We start from the raw sequence: 19,341 nt of genomic DNA, 5'->3' as shown, positions 1-19,341 counted from the left end.
GGATCGTCGGGCGTGGAAGCGCTTGCAGCAGACTGCTGGTTTAGGTCGGGTTCCCTCGCAATGTTCAGCCGGCATAAATCCTCTCGACGACAGACTTTCTGTCATCGGTATCATGCGTGCCGATGGCAATAATCGAACCAGACTGGGGCCGTTGATGCCGCGTTATTATTTCCATTATCGCTGCGATTCCATGGATCTTGACGACGAGGAGGGCGTCAGGTTGCGCGATGACGAGGCGGCGTCGGAACAGGCGTTAAGAGGCGCGCGCGATATTCTTGCCGCCGAGGTACGTGAGGGGCGCCTAGCCTTGGACCACCTTATCGTGGTGGAGCGCGACGGCGGCGTGCCGGTGTTGACGCTGAGCCTCGGTGAGGCTGTCGGGGTGCCAAGGATAGTTTCAATTCGGTAGCTGCGCATCAAACTATTGTGATTATGGGCATAAGCTTGCGCATGGTTAGATGCTTGTCGGGATAGCCGGAACGCAGCAATCGCCCCTCGACATGCTCAGGCGAAACGAGTTCTGCCACAAGGCGAAGCTTGTAGAGACGTTCGTTCGTGCCCCACAGGCAGGCGATGGCCGGATCGTCGTCGTGGCGCGTGATATCCAGCCATCCCGAAAGCTCGCCCCTGCTGACGTTCCCCGAGCCGAGATAGGCGAAATTGCTGTCGCCGCCGAACAGCCGCTCCGCCTGCACCTGCAGGACCCCACCGCGCATCTCGTGGTCGAGGCACCCAAAGCTGCCGCACCGCATCGTCCAGATCCCGTCGAACGAGGTACTGGATGAGTTGCCCTTCGTGGCATAGAGATCGTGCGATTTCATAGGGGCTTTTGCCGACGGCCGTTGGAATGCCTCATGGATAGCAGCTAAAATGTTGAAAAATGGTTGTTCCATGCCCTGCTTGATAGGCGGCCGGATAATGTCCGGCGCAGCGGGAACGCCGGCTGCCCGAACTCGTTGTGACTACAAGTGGTCATATCGGACCGGTGGCCGGAGGGGGATGGCTGGTGGACAGAAATTTGGTTTTGGTCGTGGAAGATGAACCCGTCATCTGTTCGATGATAGAAGACGCCTTGCTTGAAGGCGGGTTCCAAGTCGCCTGTTGCGGCACTGCCGACGAAGCGCTCCTCTTCCTCGATCAGGAGGGTAATGGCCCTGCCGGCCTGGTGACTGACATCAGAGTGGCCAGCGACATATCCGGATGGGATGTCGCTCGACATGCGCGGGAGTACTATCCTCAGGTGGGCGTGGTCTATGTCAGTGCGGATAGCGGCAGCGATTGGAGCGCCTTCGGGGTTCCAGGCAGCATCTTCATCCAGAAGCCCTTTGCCTCTGCCCAGATCGTTACAGGCATATCGACGGTTCTCAACCAGTCTGGCGGATCGATTGCGGAGTGAGCGCGCTTTCCATCCGCCGATCGTAAGCCCACGGCAGGCGCGGGACAGTGGTCCGGATTGAACAGGCCGGCCTTTGCGCTGGCGGATCCCTGCGTTTTATGAGCGGCTATCGATCCAGCAACAGGTGCATCCGGGCGGTCGCTATCGGCCTGCTGCGGTCGTCCTGCCAGCAGACGGCGCTGGCATTGGCGACGCGCTTCCCCACGCGCACGATTTGCGCCACCGCATGCGTGTCGATCATGAGCCCGCCGCGGAGATAGTCGACCGCGACGTTGATGGGCTTGATGCGGGTATGGTCGCCGTTCCCGAACTCCTGGTTGATCGCTTCATAGCAGGCCATTTCGAGCAGCCCCGCGATCACGCCGCCATGAACGAAGCCCGGCCGCCCCTGGATTTCGATCCTCCACGGTATCGTGAGGATAGGTTCGCCGGTGGCTTGGCTGTACCGGGCGCCGATGACTGCGGCATAAGGCGGCTGCTGCTCCATCTCAATCCGCCGTGAAGAAGAAGCTGGACATGGACTGTGCGACGAGATCGTCCGGGTCGCCATCATGCGCTTCGCAGCGCACGAATGCGACATGGCGCGTGACGCGGTAGCAGGTGGCGCGCGCGGTGATTGCACGGCCAGCAGGCGCCGATCGCAAATAGTCGATCCGCAAATCGAGCGTCGCCAGGGGCCGCACCCGCTTAATCTTGGCCATTATCGAGAGACCGGACACGCTGTCTATCAACGAGATGATCGGGCCAGATGCGAGGATACCGGTTGACCGGGTCATGGCGAACCGCGGATCATAGTCGAACGCCATTTCGGCCCAATCCTCGCCATGGGCTACGTAGCGCAGGCCCAGTTCCGCCGTGTGGCCGGCCAGGGCGCCTCGCAGCTTCTGCAGTTCGATCTCGTCCATGATTGGTTCCGGCATAGGATTTTGCGCGTCGGGTGCAAGCCCCACGCTCATCTCGCCCGCTTCAGATCGTTGTCTGCGAGCCAAGTTCCACAACCCGGTTCGGTGGGATCTTGAAGAAATCGGTCGGGTCGGAAGCATTGCGATGCAGGAAAATGAACAGCAGGTCCTGCCAGAAAGGCATGCCGCTATTTTTGGAGGGGCGCAGTGTCGAGCGCCCGATGAAGTAGCTGGTCTGCATCGGCTCGAGCTTGTTGTCGCCATGGCGAAGCGCGAAGGCGAGGTCGCGTGGAATGTCGGGGCTTTCCATAAAGCCATAGTTCAGCACGGCCCGGGAAAAATTCTCGTCGATGTCGTGCATCTCCAGCCGGTCCGCGCCATGGACCACTGGACTGTTCACCGTGTTGATCGTCAACGCCAGATTGCGTTCGTGGAGGATCTTGTTGTGCTTGAGATTATGGAGCAGCGCACTCGGCGCGGCTTCCACGCTGGATGACAGAAAGATCGCCAGGCCCGGCACGCGCTCGGGCGGTCGCGTGCGGAGCATTCGGGCAAGTTCGTCGAGCGCGATCGCTTGGCTCTGGTCTATCGCCAGCAGCAGGGCGCGCCCGCGGACCCAGGTCGCGATCAGGAGCCCGACGCCCACTGCGACGATCAATGGCGCCCAGCCCCCTTCATAGACGCGCAGGATATTGGCGCCGAAGAAGAAGATATCCAGCAACAGCAGCGGGGCGATTACAGCCAGCGTGATCGGCAGGCGCCAGCCCCAGGAGCGGCGCACGACCACGAATCCCAGGCAGGTGGTGACCACCATGGTGCCCGACACCGCGATGCCATAGGCGGATGCCATCGACGAGGAGGAGCCGAAGCCGAGCACGAGGATCATCACGCCGATAAACAGCAGCAGAGTGATCGATGGCAGGTAGATCTGGCCGGCGGCGTGTTCGGAGGTCTGGCGGATCTTGAGGCGCGGCAGCAGGCCGAGTTGGATTGCCTGCTGGGTCAACGAATATGCGCCCGTGATGACGGCCTGGCTGGCGATCACGGTGGCGCAGGTCGCGAGCAGAACCAGCGGTACGCGCGCGGCGCCCGGCGCCATCAGGAAAAACCAGTCCTGGTTGGTGAAATCCACGCCGCGAGCGGCGGCGACTTCGAGCCGGTGAAGGGCGAAGGCGCCCTGCCCGAGATAGTTGAGCGCAAGCGCCGGGAAGACGATGATGAGCCAGCCGAAACGGATCGGCTTTGCGCCGAAATGGCCCATGTCCGCCGTGAGCGCCTCCGCGCCAGTCACGGTCAGGAATACCGCGCCCATCACGAACATTCCCGCCAAGCCATGATTCGCCATGAACAGCACGCCGTTGTGGGGCAGGAAGGCCATCAATATGGCGGGTTCGTCGAAGATATGGATCAGGCCGATCGCGGCTATCGTCAGGAACCAGATCAGGCAGATCGGACCGAAAAGCCTGGCCACGAGCGCGGTGCCTCGCGCCTGCATCAGGAACAATCCGACGATGATCGCCGAGGTGATCAGGATGATTTCGCCGCGGGATATGGCATGTTCGAGACCAGGGATGGTCTTGAGGCCTTCCACGGCCGACAGCACCGACAGGGCAGGGGTGATGATGCCGTCACCGTAGAAGAGTGCCGCTCCCGCCGCGCCCAGCACCAGCACCAGCATCCGGCGCTTGCGCGCGGATCGCTGCGCGAGCGCCATCAGGGCAAGCACGCCGCCCTCGCCGTTATTGTCGGCGCGCATCAGGAACATCACATATTTGCAGGTGACGACGAGGATGAGCGCCCACAGCGCAAGGCTGAGCACGCCCAATATCTCGCTGGCATTGATGCCGCCCTCCGCAGCCTGGCCCAGGGCTTCGCGGAAAGCGTAGATCGGGCTGGTACCGATATCGCCGAAGACGACGCCAAGCGCTCCCAGCGTCAACGCCGCCATCGTGTCCTTCCGACGCCGCGTAAGCGGTTGTCCCGCTTGGGGGTCGGCCATATCACTCTGCATCAAGCAGCCCTCGCACGGCAAATCGGCGGCGGAGTAGGCCCGTGCCGGAACAAATGCACGTGAAATGTTGCTGCGGCGCGGCAGCGTTTGCGTGGGGGCGGCAATCGCTGTAAAGGCGACTTCGAACTGCCTCGGTGGCGCGTCCGAATCGACGTTGTCTCCGGGGCTTCTCTGTTTCCCGCGCCCCCGGAGGCCCGACCGATGACCCGCCGCCGCCAAATATACGAAGGCAAGGCCAAGATCCTGTACGAAGGTCCCGAGCCAGGTACCTTGATCCAGTATTTCAAGGATGACGCAACCGCCTTCAATGCCCAGAAGAAGGGCACGATCAATGGCAAGGGCGTGCTCAACAACCGGATCTCGGAGCATATCTTCACCCTGCTCGGAACGATCGGCGTTCCGACCCACTTCATCCGCAGGCTCAACATGCGCGAGCAGTTGATCCGCCAGGTCGAGATCGTGCCGATCGAGGTCGTGGTGAGAAACGTGGCCGCGGGATCGATCGTCAAGCGCCTCGGGATCGAGGAAGGCACCCAATTGCCCCGCACGATCATCGAATATTACTACAAGGATGATGCGCTCGGCGATCCGATGGTCGCCGACGAGCATATCGCATGTTTCGGCTGGGCGAGCCAGGAGGAGATGCACGACATCGCCGACATGGCGATTCGCGTGAACGATTTCATGTGCGGGCTGTTTGCCGGCATCGGCATCCGGCTGGTCGATTTCAAGCTCGAGTTCGGCCGCTTCTGGGACAATGACTATAGCCGCGTCATTCTGGCCGACGAGATCAGCCCTGACGGCTGCCGGCTGTGGGACATGGTAACCGGCGAGAAGCTGGACAAGGATCGCTTCCGCCAGGATCTGGGCGGCGAGGTCGAAGCCTATCAGGAGATCGCACGGAGGCTTGGTCTGATGCCCGAAGGTGACAATATGATCCTGGACCTGGAAACCCATCGGAAAAACAGAGGTAAGTGATTTCAACCACTTAGATCGGGTTTCTGACGAGAGTGGTTTAATCCTTTCCGCTTGCCGCAATCTCGCCGCATTTGGTCGCACTGCTATTTACAACTTAGACGCTAGACATATGGTTCTGCATGACTTCTGGCCGGTTCGGGCCGAGTCGAGGAGGATCGAAGCATGGCGAAGTCCCGTTTCGAGCACCCATCCGCAGCGGCGGTGACGCTGTTGTTGCCAGACCTCGATTGCGATGCCGCCGGCTATTGGCAGCGCCATTGGACCGAAAGCCGCATCGATTGTCACGCTGTCGATCTGGGCAGCGCTCGACAACCCGATCGCAACAACTGCGTGATGCGGCTCGATCATGCCCTGCGCGGCGTGGGCGCTCCGGTGATTCTGGTCGGACACGGGCTCGGTGCGCTCACCATTGCCGCCTGGGCCGGGTTGATGAGCAGCGAGAGTGAAAACGCGGTCGCCGGAGCCCTGCTGATCGGGCCTTGCGATCCTTCGGCCGACAGCGCCGACCCGCGGCTGCAATGTTTCGCGCCCTTGCCGACCACCATATTCGCATTCCCTGCTCTGGTCGTAGCCAGTGACGATGATCCTGCGGTCCCGGCCGACCGCGCGTTCAGCCTGGCACGGCAATGGGGTGCCGGTTTTGCGCGCTTCGGCGAGTGCGGCCACTTCATGCCGTCCGACGGGCTCGGATGGTGGGACGAAGGCGAGGAATTGCTCGACCGTTTTATCGACCTGGTCGAGCCTGGCTCTTCTCAGCCGATCCGCAGCCTCGACGATATTGCGACCCCCAGCCGCCTTGCCGCATCCGGGCGGGCACCCATGTTCCGTCCCTAGGACGGTTCGCGCCCCGTCCGCTCCATCTCCGGGGAGCGGGCGGGGTTGCTTTTGCGTCGCCCATCTCGCCATGATCGAGCGCACATGTGCGCCGCATGAAGCTTAGCTGTCCTTCGGCCAAATTATTCCGATGTGGCGTCTGCCTATCCGCCCCATTAAGGGAGCGCGCACGATCACGTATCAATGGGAAGGACGCAAACGATGAGCAGCCGGACGGAAGCGGTAAAGATCGCGCCGAACGATTCGTTCAATATCCAGACGGTGCTCTGGGTGAAGCATTGGAACGAGCATCTGTTCAGCTTCGCCGTGGACCGGCCCGCATCGATGCGATTCCGTTCGGGCGAGTTCGTGATGCTCGGCCTGCCGACCGACGCGCGCCCCTTGTTGCGGGCCTATTCGATCGCAAGTCCGTCATATGCCGACGAACTCGAATTCCTCTCAATCGCCGTCGAGGAAGGTCCGCTGACGTCGCGGTTGCGCCACATCATTGCAGGCGATGAAATCTATCTTGCGCGGAAGACGACGGGCACGTTGGTCGCAGACGCCCTGACGCCAGGCAAGCGGCTGTTTCTCCTTGCCACCGGTACCGGGCTCGCGCCCTTTCTGTCGGTGATGCGCGATCCAGATATCTATGAGCGCTATGAGCAGGTCGTGATCGTTCACAGCGTGCGCCGGCTGAGCGACTTGGCCTTTCGCGACGTGCTCGAGACGCGGCTGGCCGGTGATCCGCTGGTGGAGGAGGAGGCGGCTGCGAAGTTCCGCTATGTCCCCACGGTGACCCGAGAGCCGTTCGAGCGACAGGCACGGATCACCGCGATGATGGAGGATGGCGGCATGTTTGCCGGCGTCGAGGGCGAACCGAAGTTGGATCCGGCGACCGATCGGGTGATGATGTGCGGCAGCATGGACATGATCCGGGATTGCTCCGCAATACTGGAGAGACTCGGCTTCCAGGAGGGCTCGAATGCCAAGCCCGCCGATTTCGTTATCGAAAAGGCTTTTGTGGGCTGAGCCCGCCCAGGGATTTACTGCGTGGAACCCACCGGAAGGGGAAACTGCCGATGGGTTCCTAGCCCCTTTTATGAAGCGGCCCGAAAGCCGCTCCTATGGATAGAACTATAACGCCTGCGTTTCGTTCCATGCGTTGCCGGCCCAGGGGAACTTCGTACCGCGGCGGCTAACATTTGCTAACACAGGCCGCCCAAGGCTCCGGTACAGGCTGATCCGTCCAGGTTCACCGAACGGAGGCGGCCGTTGTCCGATACTCTCCTCGCCATCACGGCGAATATCGTAGCGGCTCATGTCGCTGCCAACGCTGTCCACGCCAGCGAAGTGCCCGGCATGATCAAGGCCGTCCATGCGGCTTTGGTCGGGCTGGGCGCTCCCGTCGCTTCTCCCAAGCAGCAGGAGCCTGCGGTTGCCGTCCGGGGATCGGTGAAACGCGATTATCTCGTCAGCCTCGAAAGCGGCAAGCGGATGAAGATGCTCAAACGCTATTTGATGGCCAATTACGGGATGTCGCCGGACGATTATCGCCGCAAGTGGAACCTGCCAGCCGATTACCCTATGGTTGCGCCGAACTATGCCGATCGGCGTCGCGAAATGGCGAAAAAGATCGGCCTCGGGAAGAAGCCGGTGCAGGGTAGCGAAGCATCGCGTGACGCGAGGCCCTCCCAAGCGGCCAGTTGAGCCACTTCCTTTGCGTCTGCCGGTGGGCAAGGCCATGAATGATGACCATCGGCCCACCGGGACGCTCCATTCCTTATCGGAAGGCGCCGAGCACCTCCTTAAATGACGGTCGCATATTCGACGCTCGCCAAGGTGCCGTGACCAAGCTTTATCGCCACGTCATATCCGGCATGGCTGCTATCGGTTTCGGCGAACAGGAAGGCATCGGTTCCAACCTGAAAGGCGGCGATCTTGATCGTTCCCTGCGCAAAGAGGGTGTCAGCCTGGCCCTGCGCGGCGGCGAAGGTGGCCGCTTTCGCTTCCATATAATTGGTCGCGCTGCCGGAGATGTCGAGGTCGATCTTGTATCGGCTCTGCCAGTCGACGATCCGATCGAGCCCGGCTGCCGTCGCGCCAAGTGAATCGCCTGAGGCGAAGCGGAAGACATCGTCTCCGCCGTTTCCGGTCAGTGTGTCGACGCCTGCACCGCCAATAATGAGGTCCTTGCCCGAGCCGCCCAGGATGATGTCGTCGCCCGCATTGCCAGACAGGCTATTGCCGCCGCCTCCCCCATAGATCGAATCGTTGCCGTTGCCTCCGAAGATCTCGTTCTGGCCGGTGCCGCCATCGATAAAGTCATTGCCGGCGCCTCCGTAGAGCTTGTCGTTGCCGCCAGCACCGTAGAACGTGTCGTCACCACCCGCGCCGATGATCGTGTTGGCCTGCGCATCGCCATAGACCTGATCCTTGCCCTCACCGCCCAGAAAATCCGGTCGGGTGGCGGACAGCCTGCTCGTCAGGGAACCACCGGCAGGAGCGGAACCGCCGCTGATCACCAGCGACGCGATCAGTTCTGCGGACGGATCACCGCTTGAGACGACCGGAGCCACGGCCGGCGACGTGATGGCTGTCACCGGCGCGACCGCGGCCTGCGTGGTCGGCACCACGGGCTCCACTATCGACTGAATCAGTGGGGGCGGGGGGGGCGCGATCGGATCCGGGATGTCGGTGACCTCGACGATCACCGGGTGATCGGTGACCGAGACATGAACCGAGGTGACGTCCGCATAGGTCGCGACGGCTGCTGCCGAAGCAAGAGGATCGAAGATCTTCACGCTGACATGGTTGGCACCGAAATCGAACGTGACGTCCTTGCTGGCCGCGGTGATCGCGCGGTGATTGATCTCGTCCCAGATGTCGGGCTCGGACCATGCTACCAGGTCGGTTCTTCCATCCGACTTCTGCATCGCCAGCACGGCACCATCAGTGGGAAGATTGGCCACGGTGTAGTTGAGCGCCTGGGTCGTGAACGTCGCGGCAGCGGCTCCACTGTCCGCCAGGATCGTCGTCAGATTATGGATCGCGGTCGCCGCCAGTTTCGGGTTGTTGGAGAGATCGAACAGGCCGAGATTCTTGTCGATGCTGACTCCCGAAGGATCCGCATAGGCATCCAGCAGCTGATAGAGATAGGTGTGCGAGACGCCGAGCTTGGTCGCGTCCATCAGCAGGTTGAGGGTCTGCTTGGCCTGGGTCGCCTGATCGACCCCACCCCAGTTGGAGCTGGTCGGCGCGGTATAGTAACCGGCCTCGGTCAGCACCGTGGGCTTGCCAGCCATCGCTGAGGTCTGGTCCTTGAGGCCGGCGATCAGCGTGCGGAGCGGCTGGGCACCGTTTTTGGGGTAAGCATGGAAATTGGCGTAATCGACGTCCTGCACGATGTTGGCGCCGGTCAGGCCATAGGTGTCGATGCTGCTGAGCGTGGCATTGGCGGCGAGTGCCTTGGCCAACGCGGTCATATAGGCGGTGGCGCCTGCCAGGCCGGTGACGCCGCCGAAGGTGACGGGCCAATTGTTGACTTCATTGACTCCCTCGATCGCGATCGTTGCGCCGGGGTGCGCCTTGGCGAAGGTTTCGATCGCGGCGACGACATCGGCGGGGCTGCGGTTGCCCGAGGCGACGAAGTCGAACTTGATGCCGGCGTTCGCCATCGCGTCAAATGCTTTGGTCTGATACCAGTAGGCAGGAGCAGTATCGCGTACGATGCTGATCCCAAGATATTTCATATCCGTAATGACATTGGCAGAGTTGGCATATTTACCGTCATTATATGCCATGTGAACATTTACGCCGATGCTTTGAATAAAATCTTCTGTGCGAATCGGATTCGTCATTACGCCGGTCCTTCGTTGCGATAGACCAGCTGTTAGGAAAAATTAATTAACGGGTTCTTACGGGGAACTTTGTTTCTAGCTGCGTGTTGCGGCGAAATTCTTCCGTGATCGTAACGATCCGCTGCCGATGATGAGGCGGCCTGCCGTCTAGTCCGTTCGCATCCGGAACATCAAATGCGATCAACGGTTTCCTTATGGCTGTGAGCTGAGGATTCTCGAATGCATCTGCTATGTCATTGGGGTATTCATGCGTGGATCACCCACCCGGCGACCAGCAACCCGTCACGGCTGGTAAGCCGCTGCAAGCGGTGTTCACGCTTTCGGGTGGTTCAGCTCCCGCGGCACCTCGATAGAAAGCCGCCTGTAATGATCGATCGCTCTACGAACGCGGAAGGCGTTACCGACGCTTAATGGCTAGATGCAATCCGATTGACCGGTCAGGGATTGAAGCCGCCGCGAAACAGCTCAAGGCCTCCAAGTATCCCGATGACACTCGCCAGAGAGACGATCGCGGTCGATGGGGCGAGGGCGCCGCCTGTCAGAGGAGGCACGCCGAACAATCGCGTAAGCACAAAACCGCCGATCAACGCGCCGGCAACGCCGATGATCGTGCCGAATATCACTTCGTGCCTGTTGTGAACACTGACCATCCAGCTATAGAACCAGCCGAGCAGCGCTCCAATGGCGAGCATCAGAAGTATATCCATAGACGAGTTCAGCATCGTGCCTTCCGCGGTGGACGAACCTCCAACCCATATCGTAACGCCTACGAAGTGAGTGGATCTACCCGAATTGACTGAAACGTCCGGGTGTCAACAAGGTTTCACAGCGGCCATGAACTGGATCACTTACTTTTATCTACGCAAAAAGTACGGAAATATATGATAATTCATTTGATATTAATCGAAGCAAAAAGATACCCGCCAGAGGAGCCTGGCGGGTATCAATAGGTGATCAGCTGAACGCCAGGCGATCATTGGCTGCATTAGCGGTACGACGACGGGTGCGGACGACGCCGCCCACGAAGCCGAAGCCGATGATCATCATGGCCCACGTCGCGGCTTCGGGAACGGCCGCGATGTTGAGCGTGCCCGCGTAGCTGGCATTGGAGCCCGCCGATCCACTGATCGTCAGGAGATTGGCAGCGCCGGTAGCGACGTCGCTGACGAAACCGAATTCAAACCGGCCCGCGGGGGTCAGCGTGAAATTTTGTCCGTTCAACGATACTGAACTGAAGTCGATGTTCTGGGTTCCGGCATCCTGATAACTGGTCGAGATCGTACCGGAAATCCGATATGCTTGGCCAGCTTGGATGAAGCCGTCGAACGACCCCAGATCGATCGAATCCGTGAAAGCACCAGGTGTCACGCTGGTATTTCCGAACGTCGCGGTAGAGTTGTCATATTGTATATATGCAGCAGCGGAGGCGGGCGCCGCGACAAACGCCGCCACCGCTAATGCAATCGATGCGATCGATTTCATAATCGTACCTTTCGTTGAGTGCGAACCCCCTTTCGGAGGCCCCCCGCGAAAACGATAATGGATTAATATATGTTCCAATTCCACAGTTATTCGTAATAACGAATTGGGAAAATGATGTATTAATGTCAACTCGATTACATTTCATACATAATGTCGAAGTGACAGTCTGTCATTATATACTATGCGTAACAATAATGTGGAATATAAACAGGTTTGGGGAGAAGGTTGTCTATTCCCGTGGGGTTGATCTTCCGGTCGACCTGGCTGCACCGTTACGGTTTTCTCAATATGACCCTTTGGCCAAAAGCACGCATGGTACAGTCAGCATCAGGATCTGCACATCGAAGCGCCATGTCCTCGACCGCGAGTAGGCGACATCGGCAGCAATCCGGCGGCGATAGGAGATGTCGTTGCGCCCACTGATCTGCCAGAGGCCGGTCAGCCCAGGCCGTACCCGGCAATAATGGTGGAAATAGCGCCCGTAGCGCACGATCTCGGCCGCCACGATCGGACGTGGGCCCACCAGGCTCATATCGCCGAGCAATACGTTGATCAGCTGTGGCAGTTCGTCGATGCTGCTCTTGCGCAGGAAGCGCCCGAAAGGCGTGATCCGCGGATCATTGCGGAGCTTATGATCCCGAGCCCATTCCTGGCGCGCGACCGGATCGCTGGCCAGGACCTCCGCAAGGCGCGCATCCGCGTCCATCACCATGCTTCTGAACTTGAGGCATTTGAACTTCGCGCCATTCCTTCCCACCCGCTGATGACCGAATATTACCGGCCCGGGATCGCTGCAGAATATGATGGCGGCCACCATGATCAGCAGTGGCGCGAGGAACAGCATGATCATCACGCTCAGGACGATATCCAGAGCCCGCACGATGATGGCATCTGCCTTGTCGGCGGGTGCCTTTTCGGCGGTGAGCGAGAGGCGGGCATCGTCGCTGAGCGCATGCAGGCTGACGATCTCCGCAGCGGCCTGGGCCACGGGCTTGGTACGCAATGACTCGTATAACACCGGCTCATATCCATTATCTTGTTCGACGCGAAGCCGAAGGCCAGATTCGATCGGCATGACCGGTCGCAAGGCGGCTGACTCGAAGCGTCCCATCATCGTAGCACCAGCACGTTGGCCGGGATGCCACTGTCCCTGTCGCTCCCGGCTTGGCCGGGCGACGGCGCGGCGATCAAGGTCCGCGCAAATGAGATCGACCCTTTTTTCCACCTTGGACATTCGTCATCCCTGCGGACTCGAAGGCTTTCGCCCGATTTGTTCTACGTCGCACTCAGCAGGCCAGCGACCTGTCGGCTTTGAGGTTGCCCGATGCGTTCGCACACGCAGCGAGAAATTCCACAAGGCGCCGGGTCCGAAGGGAGTCCCTTCATTACGCTCCCTTCATAAGGCTCGCAATCTAACGGAAATACTTTGGAATGGTTCCGCTCGATTGATCCCTCAGCTCGCCCCATTCGACGTTGTCGCACCGCAACAATCTAGCGCTTTGATCCCGGAACGATGCGCGCCGTACCGCCAAATTTCTGCCGCTCAGACAGCTCAACCAGGCGTTCGGAATTCGCACATTTCTTTGATCTATGATGCATGTCGAAGCGCGAAAAGCTGTGTCTGCGGCGGAGATTTCCGGCCGACTGTGATGGCGGCAATCGACCATGTCTCCGCGACAGCAACCCCCACCGCTTCGCTGGTGCATCATATGGGATTGGCGAGGTGGCCGGCCTGGGGAGCACGGCAAGCAGGCGCTAGTGTGCGATGCGCATCAAGCATGCCAAGCCGTCCATCCGCACTGGCAGGCGGACGGGCAGGGGCAGTGTCAGGGCAGATGTCAGAAGTAGCGTTCGCCTACGCGGATCAGATCGCCCGGCAGAATCTTCACGTCTGTCTTCTTGATTGCGATCGAGCGTTCGACGGGATCATTTTCTCGCTTGATGAAGACCGTGTTGGTATTGGCGCGCGTGGAATAACCGCCCGCCATCGCGATCGCTCGACTGACGGTGAGACCGGCGACGAAGGGATATGAACCGGCGCGCCCCACTTCCCCGAGGATATAATAGGGGCGATAGTTGACCACTTCGACGCTCACCTTCGGATTGGCGACATAGCCTGAACCGAGTTTTGTGGTGAGCATGTCGCGCAACTCGACGATGCTCTTCCCATCGGCCGGCACGTCGCCGATCAAGGGGAAGGCAAGCGAGCCACTGTCGGTGAGTGCGAATTCGCCGGTTAGCGCTGGCTCGTTGTACACCGTGATGCGCAGCCGGTCGCCCGCTCCGAGGCGATAGCCCTGCAGGGACGAGCTCGCATCGACTGCCAGGGGAGGCGCGGTCGTCTCGCAGCCTGAAACAGCGATCAGGGCGGCAAGCGCCGCAAGGTGTGTTGGCAATCGACGGTTCATAGAACACCCCTTCATTAGACCAGCTGGATCAGCCGCTGGCGGCTTAACTCCCTCGGGGTGAAATGGATGCAACGAGACTTGCAAAAAGCTCCGAATTTGTCACTACAAGGGAAGCGGGGCAAAAAAACGGAGTCGGTATGCGCTCGACGATCGGCGTAACCGTGGCTTTTGTCATGACGCTTTTGCTTATCTGGACCAACGAAGTAACGAGCTGGACTGCCGCCGCGATTCTCGTTTGGCTGGCGGCTACGGCCGCAGCGGTCATGCTCGTCTTGCGATCTCCGAAAGGGCGATCCGCGCGCCATGGGCTGTTTCGCTCGCAATCGGGCCGATCGAAGAGATTGGACACAGGCCGATCGCCCGCCACGCGCGCGCTCGACGCCAAGCCGAAACGCTTGCCTAACCATCACAAGCCCTGAACAAAGGCGATCCCGCGGATCTGGATCGGGCGTGGCGGCGCCGTCGTGCCGATCGCCTCGAGCCGTGACGTGGGCGCCGGATTTCACATGATGCGGTTTTCACACCAGCTTCCTTCGGTCACCCAGGTGACGGCAATGTCCTTGCGCGCGACGGCGCTCGCAAGCCGCTTCGCTCTTTCGATCTACGCGCTTCGATATCTCAGCATAGAAAGCCTCGGGACGTTCGGGCTGGCGGTGGGCTTCGCTGGGATCATGCCTCCATTGCTGGGGCTCGGCATCAACTATCATCTCAACCGAGACATCCTGGCAATGAGCCAGACTGAAGCCCATCTGGCCGCGCGGGACAGGCTGATCGTCAGCGTGTCCATGTTGGCGCTAGTGTGGCTCTGCGCGGCCCTGTCGGGGGCGTGGAGCCTGTCTCTGCTCGGCGGCTATCCTCTGCTCCTCGGCCTTATCGTCAGCCTGGAAACGTTGGCGACCGACATGCACGTGATGATCATCAACCGTGGGCATGCGGTGCTGGCAAACCTGTTACTGTTCATCCGCTCGGCAAGCTGGATCCCGCCGGTCATCCTGCTCGGGATCGCGGCTCCGGCGCTGCGCAGCCTGTCGGCCATATTCGCCGCCTGGCTCCTCGCTCTCATCGTCAGCGGGGTGATCGCGGCCCTCTTCTTCATGCGACGCATCGGGACGCCATTCTGGAAGCGGGCACCGCGCGTCTGCGCGCTGCTCAAGCGAGCCCGCGCCAACCCGCTCATATATGTCAACGATCTCGGGCTTGCCGGCCAGACCTACCTCGATCGCTTCGTGGTATATTGGCTATTGGGCAGCACCGCGACCGGCATCTATACCTTCGCCTTTTCGATCACCAACAGCCTTTATGTGCTCGTTCACGTGTCGACGGTGCAGATCGCTCTGCCTTCTTTGGCGAGGGCGATCGACGATCCGGATCAAGAACGCTGGCGCCGCGTTCTGGTCAGTTACGTCAGGCAGGCCACTTCATTCGGGCTCTGCCTCGCCGCGCCGATGATCGGGGTGGTACTGTACATCTTGCCGATGGTGGACATCCGCCAACTTACGGAGCAGTCTACATTATTCTTGTCGATGGTGTGCGCAGCGGTGATGAAGCCCGTGTCAGATATCTTCAATGTCGGCCTCTACAGCCGACGGCGGGACACGGCTGTGGCGGTTCTGAACATCGCCGCTCTCGTCCTCGGCACCCTGTTGACCATGATCGCCATCTCGCTGACCGGGCTGGCAGGCGTGGGCATCTCGTCAGTCATCTGGGTGCTGTTCCTGGGAGGGGCACGCTCGACCGCTGCCGGTCTGTGGAGCCCTGCTCGTCTCGGGCCGCGGTCTTGATATTGTCGCGCCGAAACTGGGCTGGTGCGCTGGGCAGCCATCGCCCATCCACTTCTTGAGGCCGGGCCAGAGCGGTGCGCGTTCTCGTCATTTCCACTCTCTTCCCGCCCAACGTGATCGGCGGCGCGGAGATCTCCGCCTGGAATCTTGCCCGATGGTTGAAGAGCCAGGGGCATGAGGTCGGCGTCGTAACCACGGCCAACCTTCCCGGCGAGGCGGAGGATGACGTCGTCGACAAGGACGGCCTCAGGGTCTGGCGGATTTGGATGCCGCGGCGCTACGCCGCCGCGAACCATATCGACCGCCCCAAGCCACAAAAGATGCTGTGGCACCTCCAGGACCATCTCGATCCGCGAAACCGTCGCCTGGTCGAGAAGGTCATCGATGCGTTCCAGCCCGAGTTCGTGAATATCCACCTGCTCGCGGGGATTGGATTCAACATCCTCGCCAGCTTGGCGAAACGCGACTTGCCCGTGATGTTCGCGCTTCACGATCTGGCGGTGATCTGCCTGCGTTCGAGCATGTTCAAGGACGGCCGCGAATGCCGCACGCGCTGCGCCACCTGCGTCGCTTCGTCATGGTGGAAGCAGCACCTCATAGCCAAGGTCAGGCGACTGGGTTTCTATTCGCCGTCCAGCGCCAACCTGGAGACGGTCGAGGCACATTTCCCCCTGCACAGATATCTGACGCTGGTTGCGCCCAATCCGAACCGCTATCCGGAACCGACCGTCACCTCCGCACCGTCCGAGAAGGTGCGCTTTCTGTATGTCGGGCGCATCCACCCGACGAAGGGAGTCGAGACCCTGCTTGCTGCGGCGGATTCGCTGGCCGAGCGCCATGATTTCTCGCTGACGATCGTCGGGGAAGGGCCAAGCGCAGCAGGCTTGCGGAACAGCTATGGCGATCGCAGCTGGGTTCATTTCACAGGCAGGGTTCCGCAGGAGGAGGTCAGCAACTGGATGGTGGCCAGTGATGTGCTGTGCATACCTTCGATCTGGGCGGAGAACTCGCCTGGCGTTGCCATCAATGCGCTGAATTGCCGGCTGGCGATTCTGGGTAGCAACAAGGGCGGGATCCCCGAACTCGTTCATCACGAAGATAATGGCCTGCTCGTCGAAGCCGGCGACGTGCCGGCCTGGGCGAAGGCCATGGAGCGCCTGATCGAGGACCGGCAGGGCCTGGAAACCATGCGCGAAAATGCGGCGCAACGGGCCACTGCGTTCCACCCGGCGACGCTCGCCGAGAAGCTCTATCGCTTCATGCTCTCGATCGCGGAACTGCCCGAAGGGGCGGGTGAACGCGCCAGCGCCAAGGTCGCGATAACGGGCCGGTGATCGGAGCCGCTCGACGGTCCGGTACGAAGCGAGGCCACCCGCCAGGCGCGGCCGGCATAGACATGATCAAGCCCCAGTAACGGCAGGGGCCAGCTGTGCCTCCGCGGCAGCAAGGCAGGCCAGGTCGGCATCTCCCGCGTTATCCGGCGCAGGCCGAGCGCGCGATCGAGCCGTTCCATGGCATAGCTGTGCGGCGGCGTGTTGAAGTCGCCCGCAACGATCAGCCTGTCCTGCTCCGATCGTCGGACCGCCTTGCGTAGGGCCGTGATCGCGGATCCCTGGTCGTTGAAAGGCCAGGGCCGCATCAAATGAACGGAGATCACGGAGAATGGAACGCTCCCATCCTCGAACGTCGCCTTGACCGCCGACAGCCCCTTCGCATTCTCCTGATCGCCGGTGCCGAGATATTCGACCTCGATCGGTGCACGCTTCGAAAGGATCAGCGTCGAGCAGAAATATGTTGCTCGGCAACTGAACTGATAAGGATAGGCCGGTTCGAGGCCGCGCAGGATCTGGCGGGCTTTGTTGGAGGCTTCGCTGATCGTGATGATGTCCGCGTCCTGCGCAAGCAGCCAATCGACGGCGGCCTGTGGATCCCTGTTGTTCTTGAACAGGTTGAACTGGATGAGCTTGATGTCGCCCGTACCGCCCATCTCCCGGTGCAGGGCGGCCTTCGTGAACAGCTCGGGCAACAGCATCACCGATGCGTAGAGCCCCAGCATCACGAAGCTCGCGAGCGCAGCCTTTCTGGCGGTCCGGATCAGGAACGCCGATGCCAGCAGGCCTATGGGGCACCACAGCATCGAAAGCTGGTTGACCGAGTCGGCCACGTCCGAGAAGCTGCCCAGCAGACCTATGACGGCGATTGCCGAACAGAGACCAGCAATTGCAAGGGCAGTGCGTGCTGTCCCGATCAAGTGGCGGCTTCGAATGCGATCGGTCGGCCAGCCGGGGGCGCGAGACCGCGGTTCGATCTCACCCGCGCAGGGGCCGCGCGAAGGGCCAGCGCGACGCCGCAGAATATGCCGAACACATAGCCCGGATCAGCCGTCGGCCAGCTGACACCGAGAGGAAACAGCGACATGATCACGGTCCAGCCGGCTGCGGCGCCGACGTCCTCGACCGGGTTGCTGCGGCTGACATAGGTCGACATCCGGCCGGGCTTGAAGACGTGGAGGAGGAACAGGATGAGAGTCGCCGAGCCGATGATCCCGGTCGATCCGAGAACGGCCGTGATGAGGCTGGACGAGCGGAAGCTGCCGACACCGATGCCCAGCCCCTTCGATGCGAAGAAGGCGTCGACGCCCTGCTTTGCCCAGAACGCCCGCTGCTGGCCCGACAGGCTGTCGCCCTTTTCGATCGTAAGGGCGTAGAGGATATCGCCGAGCGTCTTCGCCAGCGACGGGTGGAACAGGATCAGCACGCACACGCCGATCACCATTGCCAGTGCCGTCGCCATGAGCATCGCCGCCTTGGAAAATTTGAGGCTGTTCGGGAACAGGATCATCCGGACCATGAAGAGAGCCAGATAGGCGGCCAGCCCGGCATAGGCGGTAGACGAGGTCGAGACGACCAGCACAAGTCCCATCAGGAAGGCGGCGCAACCGGTACGCCGTGGCATGACGTCACGAAGCCAGCATTCGCATGAGAATACAAACCAGAAGAAGCCGAAATTCGCATAGGCCGATGGCTCCGGCCACACGCCGGTTATCCGCGCAAATCCGCCTATCCCCTGATTATATTGATAATAAGAGCCGTTACGGAAGAAATCGATAAACAGCGAGTAGGGAGTGCCGGCGAGCAGCGACGCGCTGACGCCGAGATAGACATGGACAAAGGCCACTATGGTTGCAGCCTTGACGATGACGATCGCACCCCGCGGCTGGCGGCAGGCGACATATGTCACGACGGCATAGAGCGCGGTCGCGATGAGGCTCAGCGACGCGGTGATATTCTGCGAGGTGAAGACGAGGGGAGTGGTTCCGAACATGCCGCGCAGGCCAACCGGCTTCAGTGGAACGACATTGATGTCCCCGGCGAAGAGCCTCGGCAGGATGAAGGCCGAGACGACCCCGTAGCTGGCGAAGGCCAGCAGGAACAGGTTGGCACCCAGGCTGTCCTGCACAAGCCGCCCCCGCCGTTCGCCAGGCAGGAAAATCCGCAAAATGGCGAAAGCCAGGCCAAGATAGGCCGGCGGGATGGACGCGCCCCCGAGCGCCGGCAGCACCGCCGCGGCACCGCCGCCGAGCAGTGTGCAGGCGAAACAGAAGGCGACCATCGCCTCGATGCTTCTCCTGAACAGCAGGAACAGCCCGGTGGCGAACAGGATCAGCCCGAGGAGCGTCGGTAGCATCGGTCAGGCCCTATGAGCGCAGG

At 61.0% G+C, this 19,341-nt stretch carries 20 protein-coding genes; 9 read left to right on the top strand and 11 right to left on the bottom strand.

Annotated features, from left to right (window positions below; translation table 11 throughout):
- Positions 1-112 precede the first annotated feature (112 nt).
- Positions 113-409 carry a DUF6894 family protein gene (locus AC1DQK_RS03270; RefSeq protein WP_477867359.1) on the top strand — a complete coding sequence of 99 codons (297 nt, stop codon included), beginning with the start codon at positions 113-115 and terminating at the stop codon, positions 407-409.
- 7 nt (positions 410-416) lie between these two features.
- Here the strand turns inward: AC1DQK_RS03270 and AC1DQK_RS03265 are convergent, their stop codons facing one another.
- Complete coding sequence (locus tag AC1DQK_RS03265) at positions 417-893, bottom strand: hypothetical protein (protein WP_477867357.1); 477 nt, start codon at positions 891-893, stop codon at positions 417-419.
- 113 nt (positions 894-1,006) lie between these two features.
- Here AC1DQK_RS03265 and AC1DQK_RS03260 point away from each other — a divergent pair, with 113 nt between their 5' ends.
- Positions 1,007-1,396 carry a response regulator gene (locus AC1DQK_RS03260; RefSeq protein ID WP_477867355.1) on the top strand — a complete coding sequence of 130 codons (390 nt, stop codon included), beginning with the start codon at positions 1,007-1,009 and terminating at the stop codon, positions 1,394-1,396.
- A 106-nt stretch (positions 1,397-1,502) separates the two neighbouring features.
- On the opposite strand, the gene AC1DQK_RS03255 is transcribed toward AC1DQK_RS03260, so the two are convergent.
- From AC1DQK_RS03255 to AC1DQK_RS03245, 3 genes are all read right to left on the bottom strand, one after another.
- Complete coding sequence (locus AC1DQK_RS03255; protein WP_477867353.1) at positions 1,503-1,883, bottom strand: PaaI family thioesterase; 381 nt, start codon at positions 1,881-1,883, stop codon at positions 1,503-1,505.
- 1 nt (position 1,884) lies between these two features.
- Positions 1,885-2,301, bottom strand: a complete 417-nt coding sequence (locus AC1DQK_RS03250; protein WP_477867351.1) for a PaaI family thioesterase — start codon at positions 2,299-2,301, stop codon at positions 1,885-1,887.
- A 61-nt stretch (positions 2,302-2,362) separates the two neighbouring features.
- The gene (locus tag AC1DQK_RS03245; RefSeq protein WP_477867349.1) at positions 2,363-4,309 is read right to left on the bottom strand and encodes a potassium transporter Kup; all 1,947 of its coding nucleotides are present in this window, start codon (positions 4,307-4,309) and stop codon (positions 2,363-2,365) included.
- A gap of 201 nt (positions 4,310-4,510) precedes the next feature.
- On the opposite strand from AC1DQK_RS03245, the gene purC reads away from it, so the two are divergent.
- From purC to AC1DQK_RS03225, 4 genes are all read left to right on the top strand, one after another.
- Entirely contained in the window at positions 4,511-5,287 is a 777-nt protein-coding gene (gene purC, locus AC1DQK_RS03240; protein WP_340315244.1) for a phosphoribosylaminoimidazolesuccinocarboxamide synthase, read from the top strand.
- A gap of 162 nt (positions 5,288-5,449) precedes the next feature.
- Positions 5,450-6,121: an RBBP9/YdeN family alpha/beta hydrolase gene (locus AC1DQK_RS03235; RefSeq protein WP_477867347.1), complete on the top strand. Its 672-nt coding sequence runs from the start codon at positions 5,450-5,452 to the stop codon at positions 6,119-6,121.
- A gap of 201 nt (positions 6,122-6,322) precedes the next feature.
- Complete coding sequence (locus AC1DQK_RS03230; RefSeq protein WP_477867345.1) at positions 6,323-7,132, top strand: ferredoxin--NADP reductase; 810 nt, start codon at positions 6,323-6,325, stop codon at positions 7,130-7,132.
- A 243-nt stretch (positions 7,133-7,375) separates the two neighbouring features.
- On the top strand, positions 7,376-7,810 hold the full coding sequence (locus AC1DQK_RS03225) for a Ros/MucR family transcriptional regulator (RefSeq protein WP_477867343.1): 435 nt from the start codon (positions 7,376-7,378) through the stop codon (positions 7,808-7,810).
- 98 nt (positions 7,811-7,908) lie between these two features.
- On the opposite strand, the gene AC1DQK_RS03220 is transcribed toward AC1DQK_RS03225, so the two are convergent.
- The 5 genes from AC1DQK_RS03220 to AC1DQK_RS03200 all read right to left on the bottom strand — a co-directional run bounded on the left by AC1DQK_RS03220 (position 7,909) and on the right by AC1DQK_RS03200 (position 13,850).
- On the bottom strand, positions 7,909-9,903 hold the full coding sequence (locus AC1DQK_RS03220) for a calcium-binding protein (protein WP_477867341.1): 1,995 nt from the start codon (positions 9,901-9,903) through the stop codon (positions 7,909-7,911).
- A gap of 494 nt (positions 9,904-10,397) precedes the next feature.
- Positions 10,398-10,667, bottom strand: a complete 270-nt coding sequence (locus tag AC1DQK_RS03215) for a hypothetical protein (protein WP_477867339.1) — start codon at positions 10,665-10,667, stop codon at positions 10,398-10,400.
- A gap of 247 nt (positions 10,668-10,914) precedes the next feature.
- Positions 10,915-11,442 carry an FxDxF family PEP-CTERM protein gene (locus tag AC1DQK_RS03210; protein WP_477867337.1) on the bottom strand — a complete coding sequence of 176 codons (528 nt, stop codon included), beginning with the start codon at positions 11,440-11,442 and terminating at the stop codon, positions 10,915-10,917.
- 283 nt (positions 11,443-11,725) lie between these two features.
- On the bottom strand, positions 11,726-12,445 hold the full coding sequence (locus AC1DQK_RS03205; RefSeq protein ID WP_477867335.1) for a sugar transferase: 720 nt from the start codon (positions 12,443-12,445) through the stop codon (positions 11,726-11,728).
- 835 nt (positions 12,446-13,280) lie between these two features.
- Positions 13,281-13,850, bottom strand: coding sequence for a polysaccharide biosynthesis/export family protein (locus AC1DQK_RS03200; protein ID WP_477867333.1), 570 nt, complete (start codon positions 13,848-13,850; stop codon positions 13,281-13,283).
- 137 nt (positions 13,851-13,987) lie between these two features.
- On the opposite strand from AC1DQK_RS03200, the gene AC1DQK_RS03195 reads away from it, so the two are divergent.
- The 3 genes from AC1DQK_RS03195 to AC1DQK_RS03185 all read left to right on the top strand — a co-directional run bounded on the left by AC1DQK_RS03195 (position 13,988) and on the right by AC1DQK_RS03185 (position 16,965).
- Positions 13,988-14,269 (top strand): hypothetical protein, encoded by a 282-nt coding sequence (locus AC1DQK_RS03195; protein WP_477867331.1) that lies wholly within the window; start codon positions 13,988-13,990, stop codon positions 14,267-14,269.
- Positions 14,270-14,356: 87 nt separating this feature from the next.
- Positions 14,357-15,631 carry a lipopolysaccharide biosynthesis protein gene (locus AC1DQK_RS03190; RefSeq protein ID WP_477867329.1) on the top strand — a complete coding sequence of 425 codons (1,275 nt, stop codon included), beginning with the start codon at positions 14,357-14,359 and terminating at the stop codon, positions 15,629-15,631.
- Between the two features lie 74 nt (positions 15,632-15,705).
- Positions 15,706-16,965: a glycosyltransferase family 4 protein gene (locus AC1DQK_RS03185; protein WP_477867327.1), complete on the top strand. Its 1,260-nt coding sequence runs from the start codon at positions 15,706-15,708 to the stop codon at positions 16,963-16,965.
- Here AC1DQK_RS03185 and AC1DQK_RS03180 read toward each other — a convergent pair.
- Both AC1DQK_RS03180 and AC1DQK_RS03175 read right to left on the bottom strand, forming a co-directional pair.
- Positions 16,881-17,795 (bottom strand): endonuclease/exonuclease/phosphatase family protein, encoded by a 915-nt coding sequence (locus AC1DQK_RS03180; RefSeq protein ID WP_477867325.1) that lies wholly within the window; start codon positions 17,793-17,795, stop codon positions 16,881-16,883. The two genes, AC1DQK_RS03185 and AC1DQK_RS03180, sit on opposite strands and share 85 nt — an antisense overlap.
- Before the next feature lie 83 nt (positions 17,796-17,878).
- Complete coding sequence (locus AC1DQK_RS03175; RefSeq protein ID WP_477867323.1) at positions 17,879-19,318, bottom strand: glycoside hydrolase; 1,440 nt, start codon at positions 19,316-19,318, stop codon at positions 17,879-17,881.
- Between the last annotated feature and the right edge of the window lie 23 nt (positions 19,319-19,341).

The organism is Rhizorhabdus sp. P4_G5 (genome assembly GCF_056401065.1).
This window is presented reverse-complemented; position numbering and strand designations above follow the sequence as displayed.

Coding starts and splice junctions, on each gene's coding strand:
- AC1DQK_RS03270 (WP_477867359.1), top strand. CDS start 113: ATGCGTGCCGATGGCAATAATCGAACCAGACTGGGGCCGTTGATGCCG.
- AC1DQK_RS03265 (WP_477867357.1), bottom strand. CDS start 893: ATGGAACAACCATTTTTCAACATTTTAGCTGCTATCCATGAGGCATTC.
- AC1DQK_RS03255 (WP_477867353.1), bottom strand. CDS start 1,883: ATGGAGCAGCAGCCGCCTTATGCCGCAGTCATCGGCGCCCGGTACAGC.
- AC1DQK_RS03250 (WP_477867351.1), bottom strand. CDS start 2,301: ATGGACGAGATCGAACTGCAGAAGCTGCGAGGCGCCCTGGCCGGCCAC.
- AC1DQK_RS03245 (WP_477867349.1), bottom strand. CDS start 4,309: ATGCAGAGTGATATGGCCGACCCCCAAGCGGGACAACCGCTTACGCGG.
- purC (WP_340315244.1), top strand. CDS start 4,511: ATGACCCGCCGCCGCCAAATATACGAAGGCAAGGCCAAGATCCTGTAC.
- AC1DQK_RS03235 (WP_477867347.1), top strand. CDS start 5,450: ATGGCGAAGTCCCGTTTCGAGCACCCATCCGCAGCGGCGGTGACGCTG.
- AC1DQK_RS03230 (WP_477867345.1), top strand. CDS start 6,323: ATGAGCAGCCGGACGGAAGCGGTAAAGATCGCGCCGAACGATTCGTTC.
- AC1DQK_RS03220 (WP_477867341.1), bottom strand. CDS start 9,903: ATGGCATATAATGACGGTAAATATGCCAACTCTGCCAATGTCATTACG.
- AC1DQK_RS03215 (WP_477867339.1), bottom strand. CDS start 10,667: ATGGATATACTTCTGATGCTCGCCATTGGAGCGCTGCTCGGCTGGTTC.
- AC1DQK_RS03210 (WP_477867337.1), bottom strand. CDS start 11,442: ATGAAATCGATCGCATCGATTGCATTAGCGGTGGCGGCGTTTGTCGCG.
- AC1DQK_RS03200 (WP_477867333.1), bottom strand. CDS start 13,850: ATGAACCGTCGATTGCCAACACACCTTGCGGCGCTTGCCGCCCTGATC.
- AC1DQK_RS03195 (WP_477867331.1), top strand. CDS start 13,988: ATGCGCTCGACGATCGGCGTAACCGTGGCTTTTGTCATGACGCTTTTG.
- AC1DQK_RS03190 (WP_477867329.1), top strand. CDS start 14,357: ATGATGCGGTTTTCACACCAGCTTCCTTCGGTCACCCAGGTGACGGCA.
- AC1DQK_RS03175 (WP_477867323.1), bottom strand. CDS start 19,318: ATGCTACCGACGCTCCTCGGGCTGATCCTGTTCGCCACCGGGCTGTTC.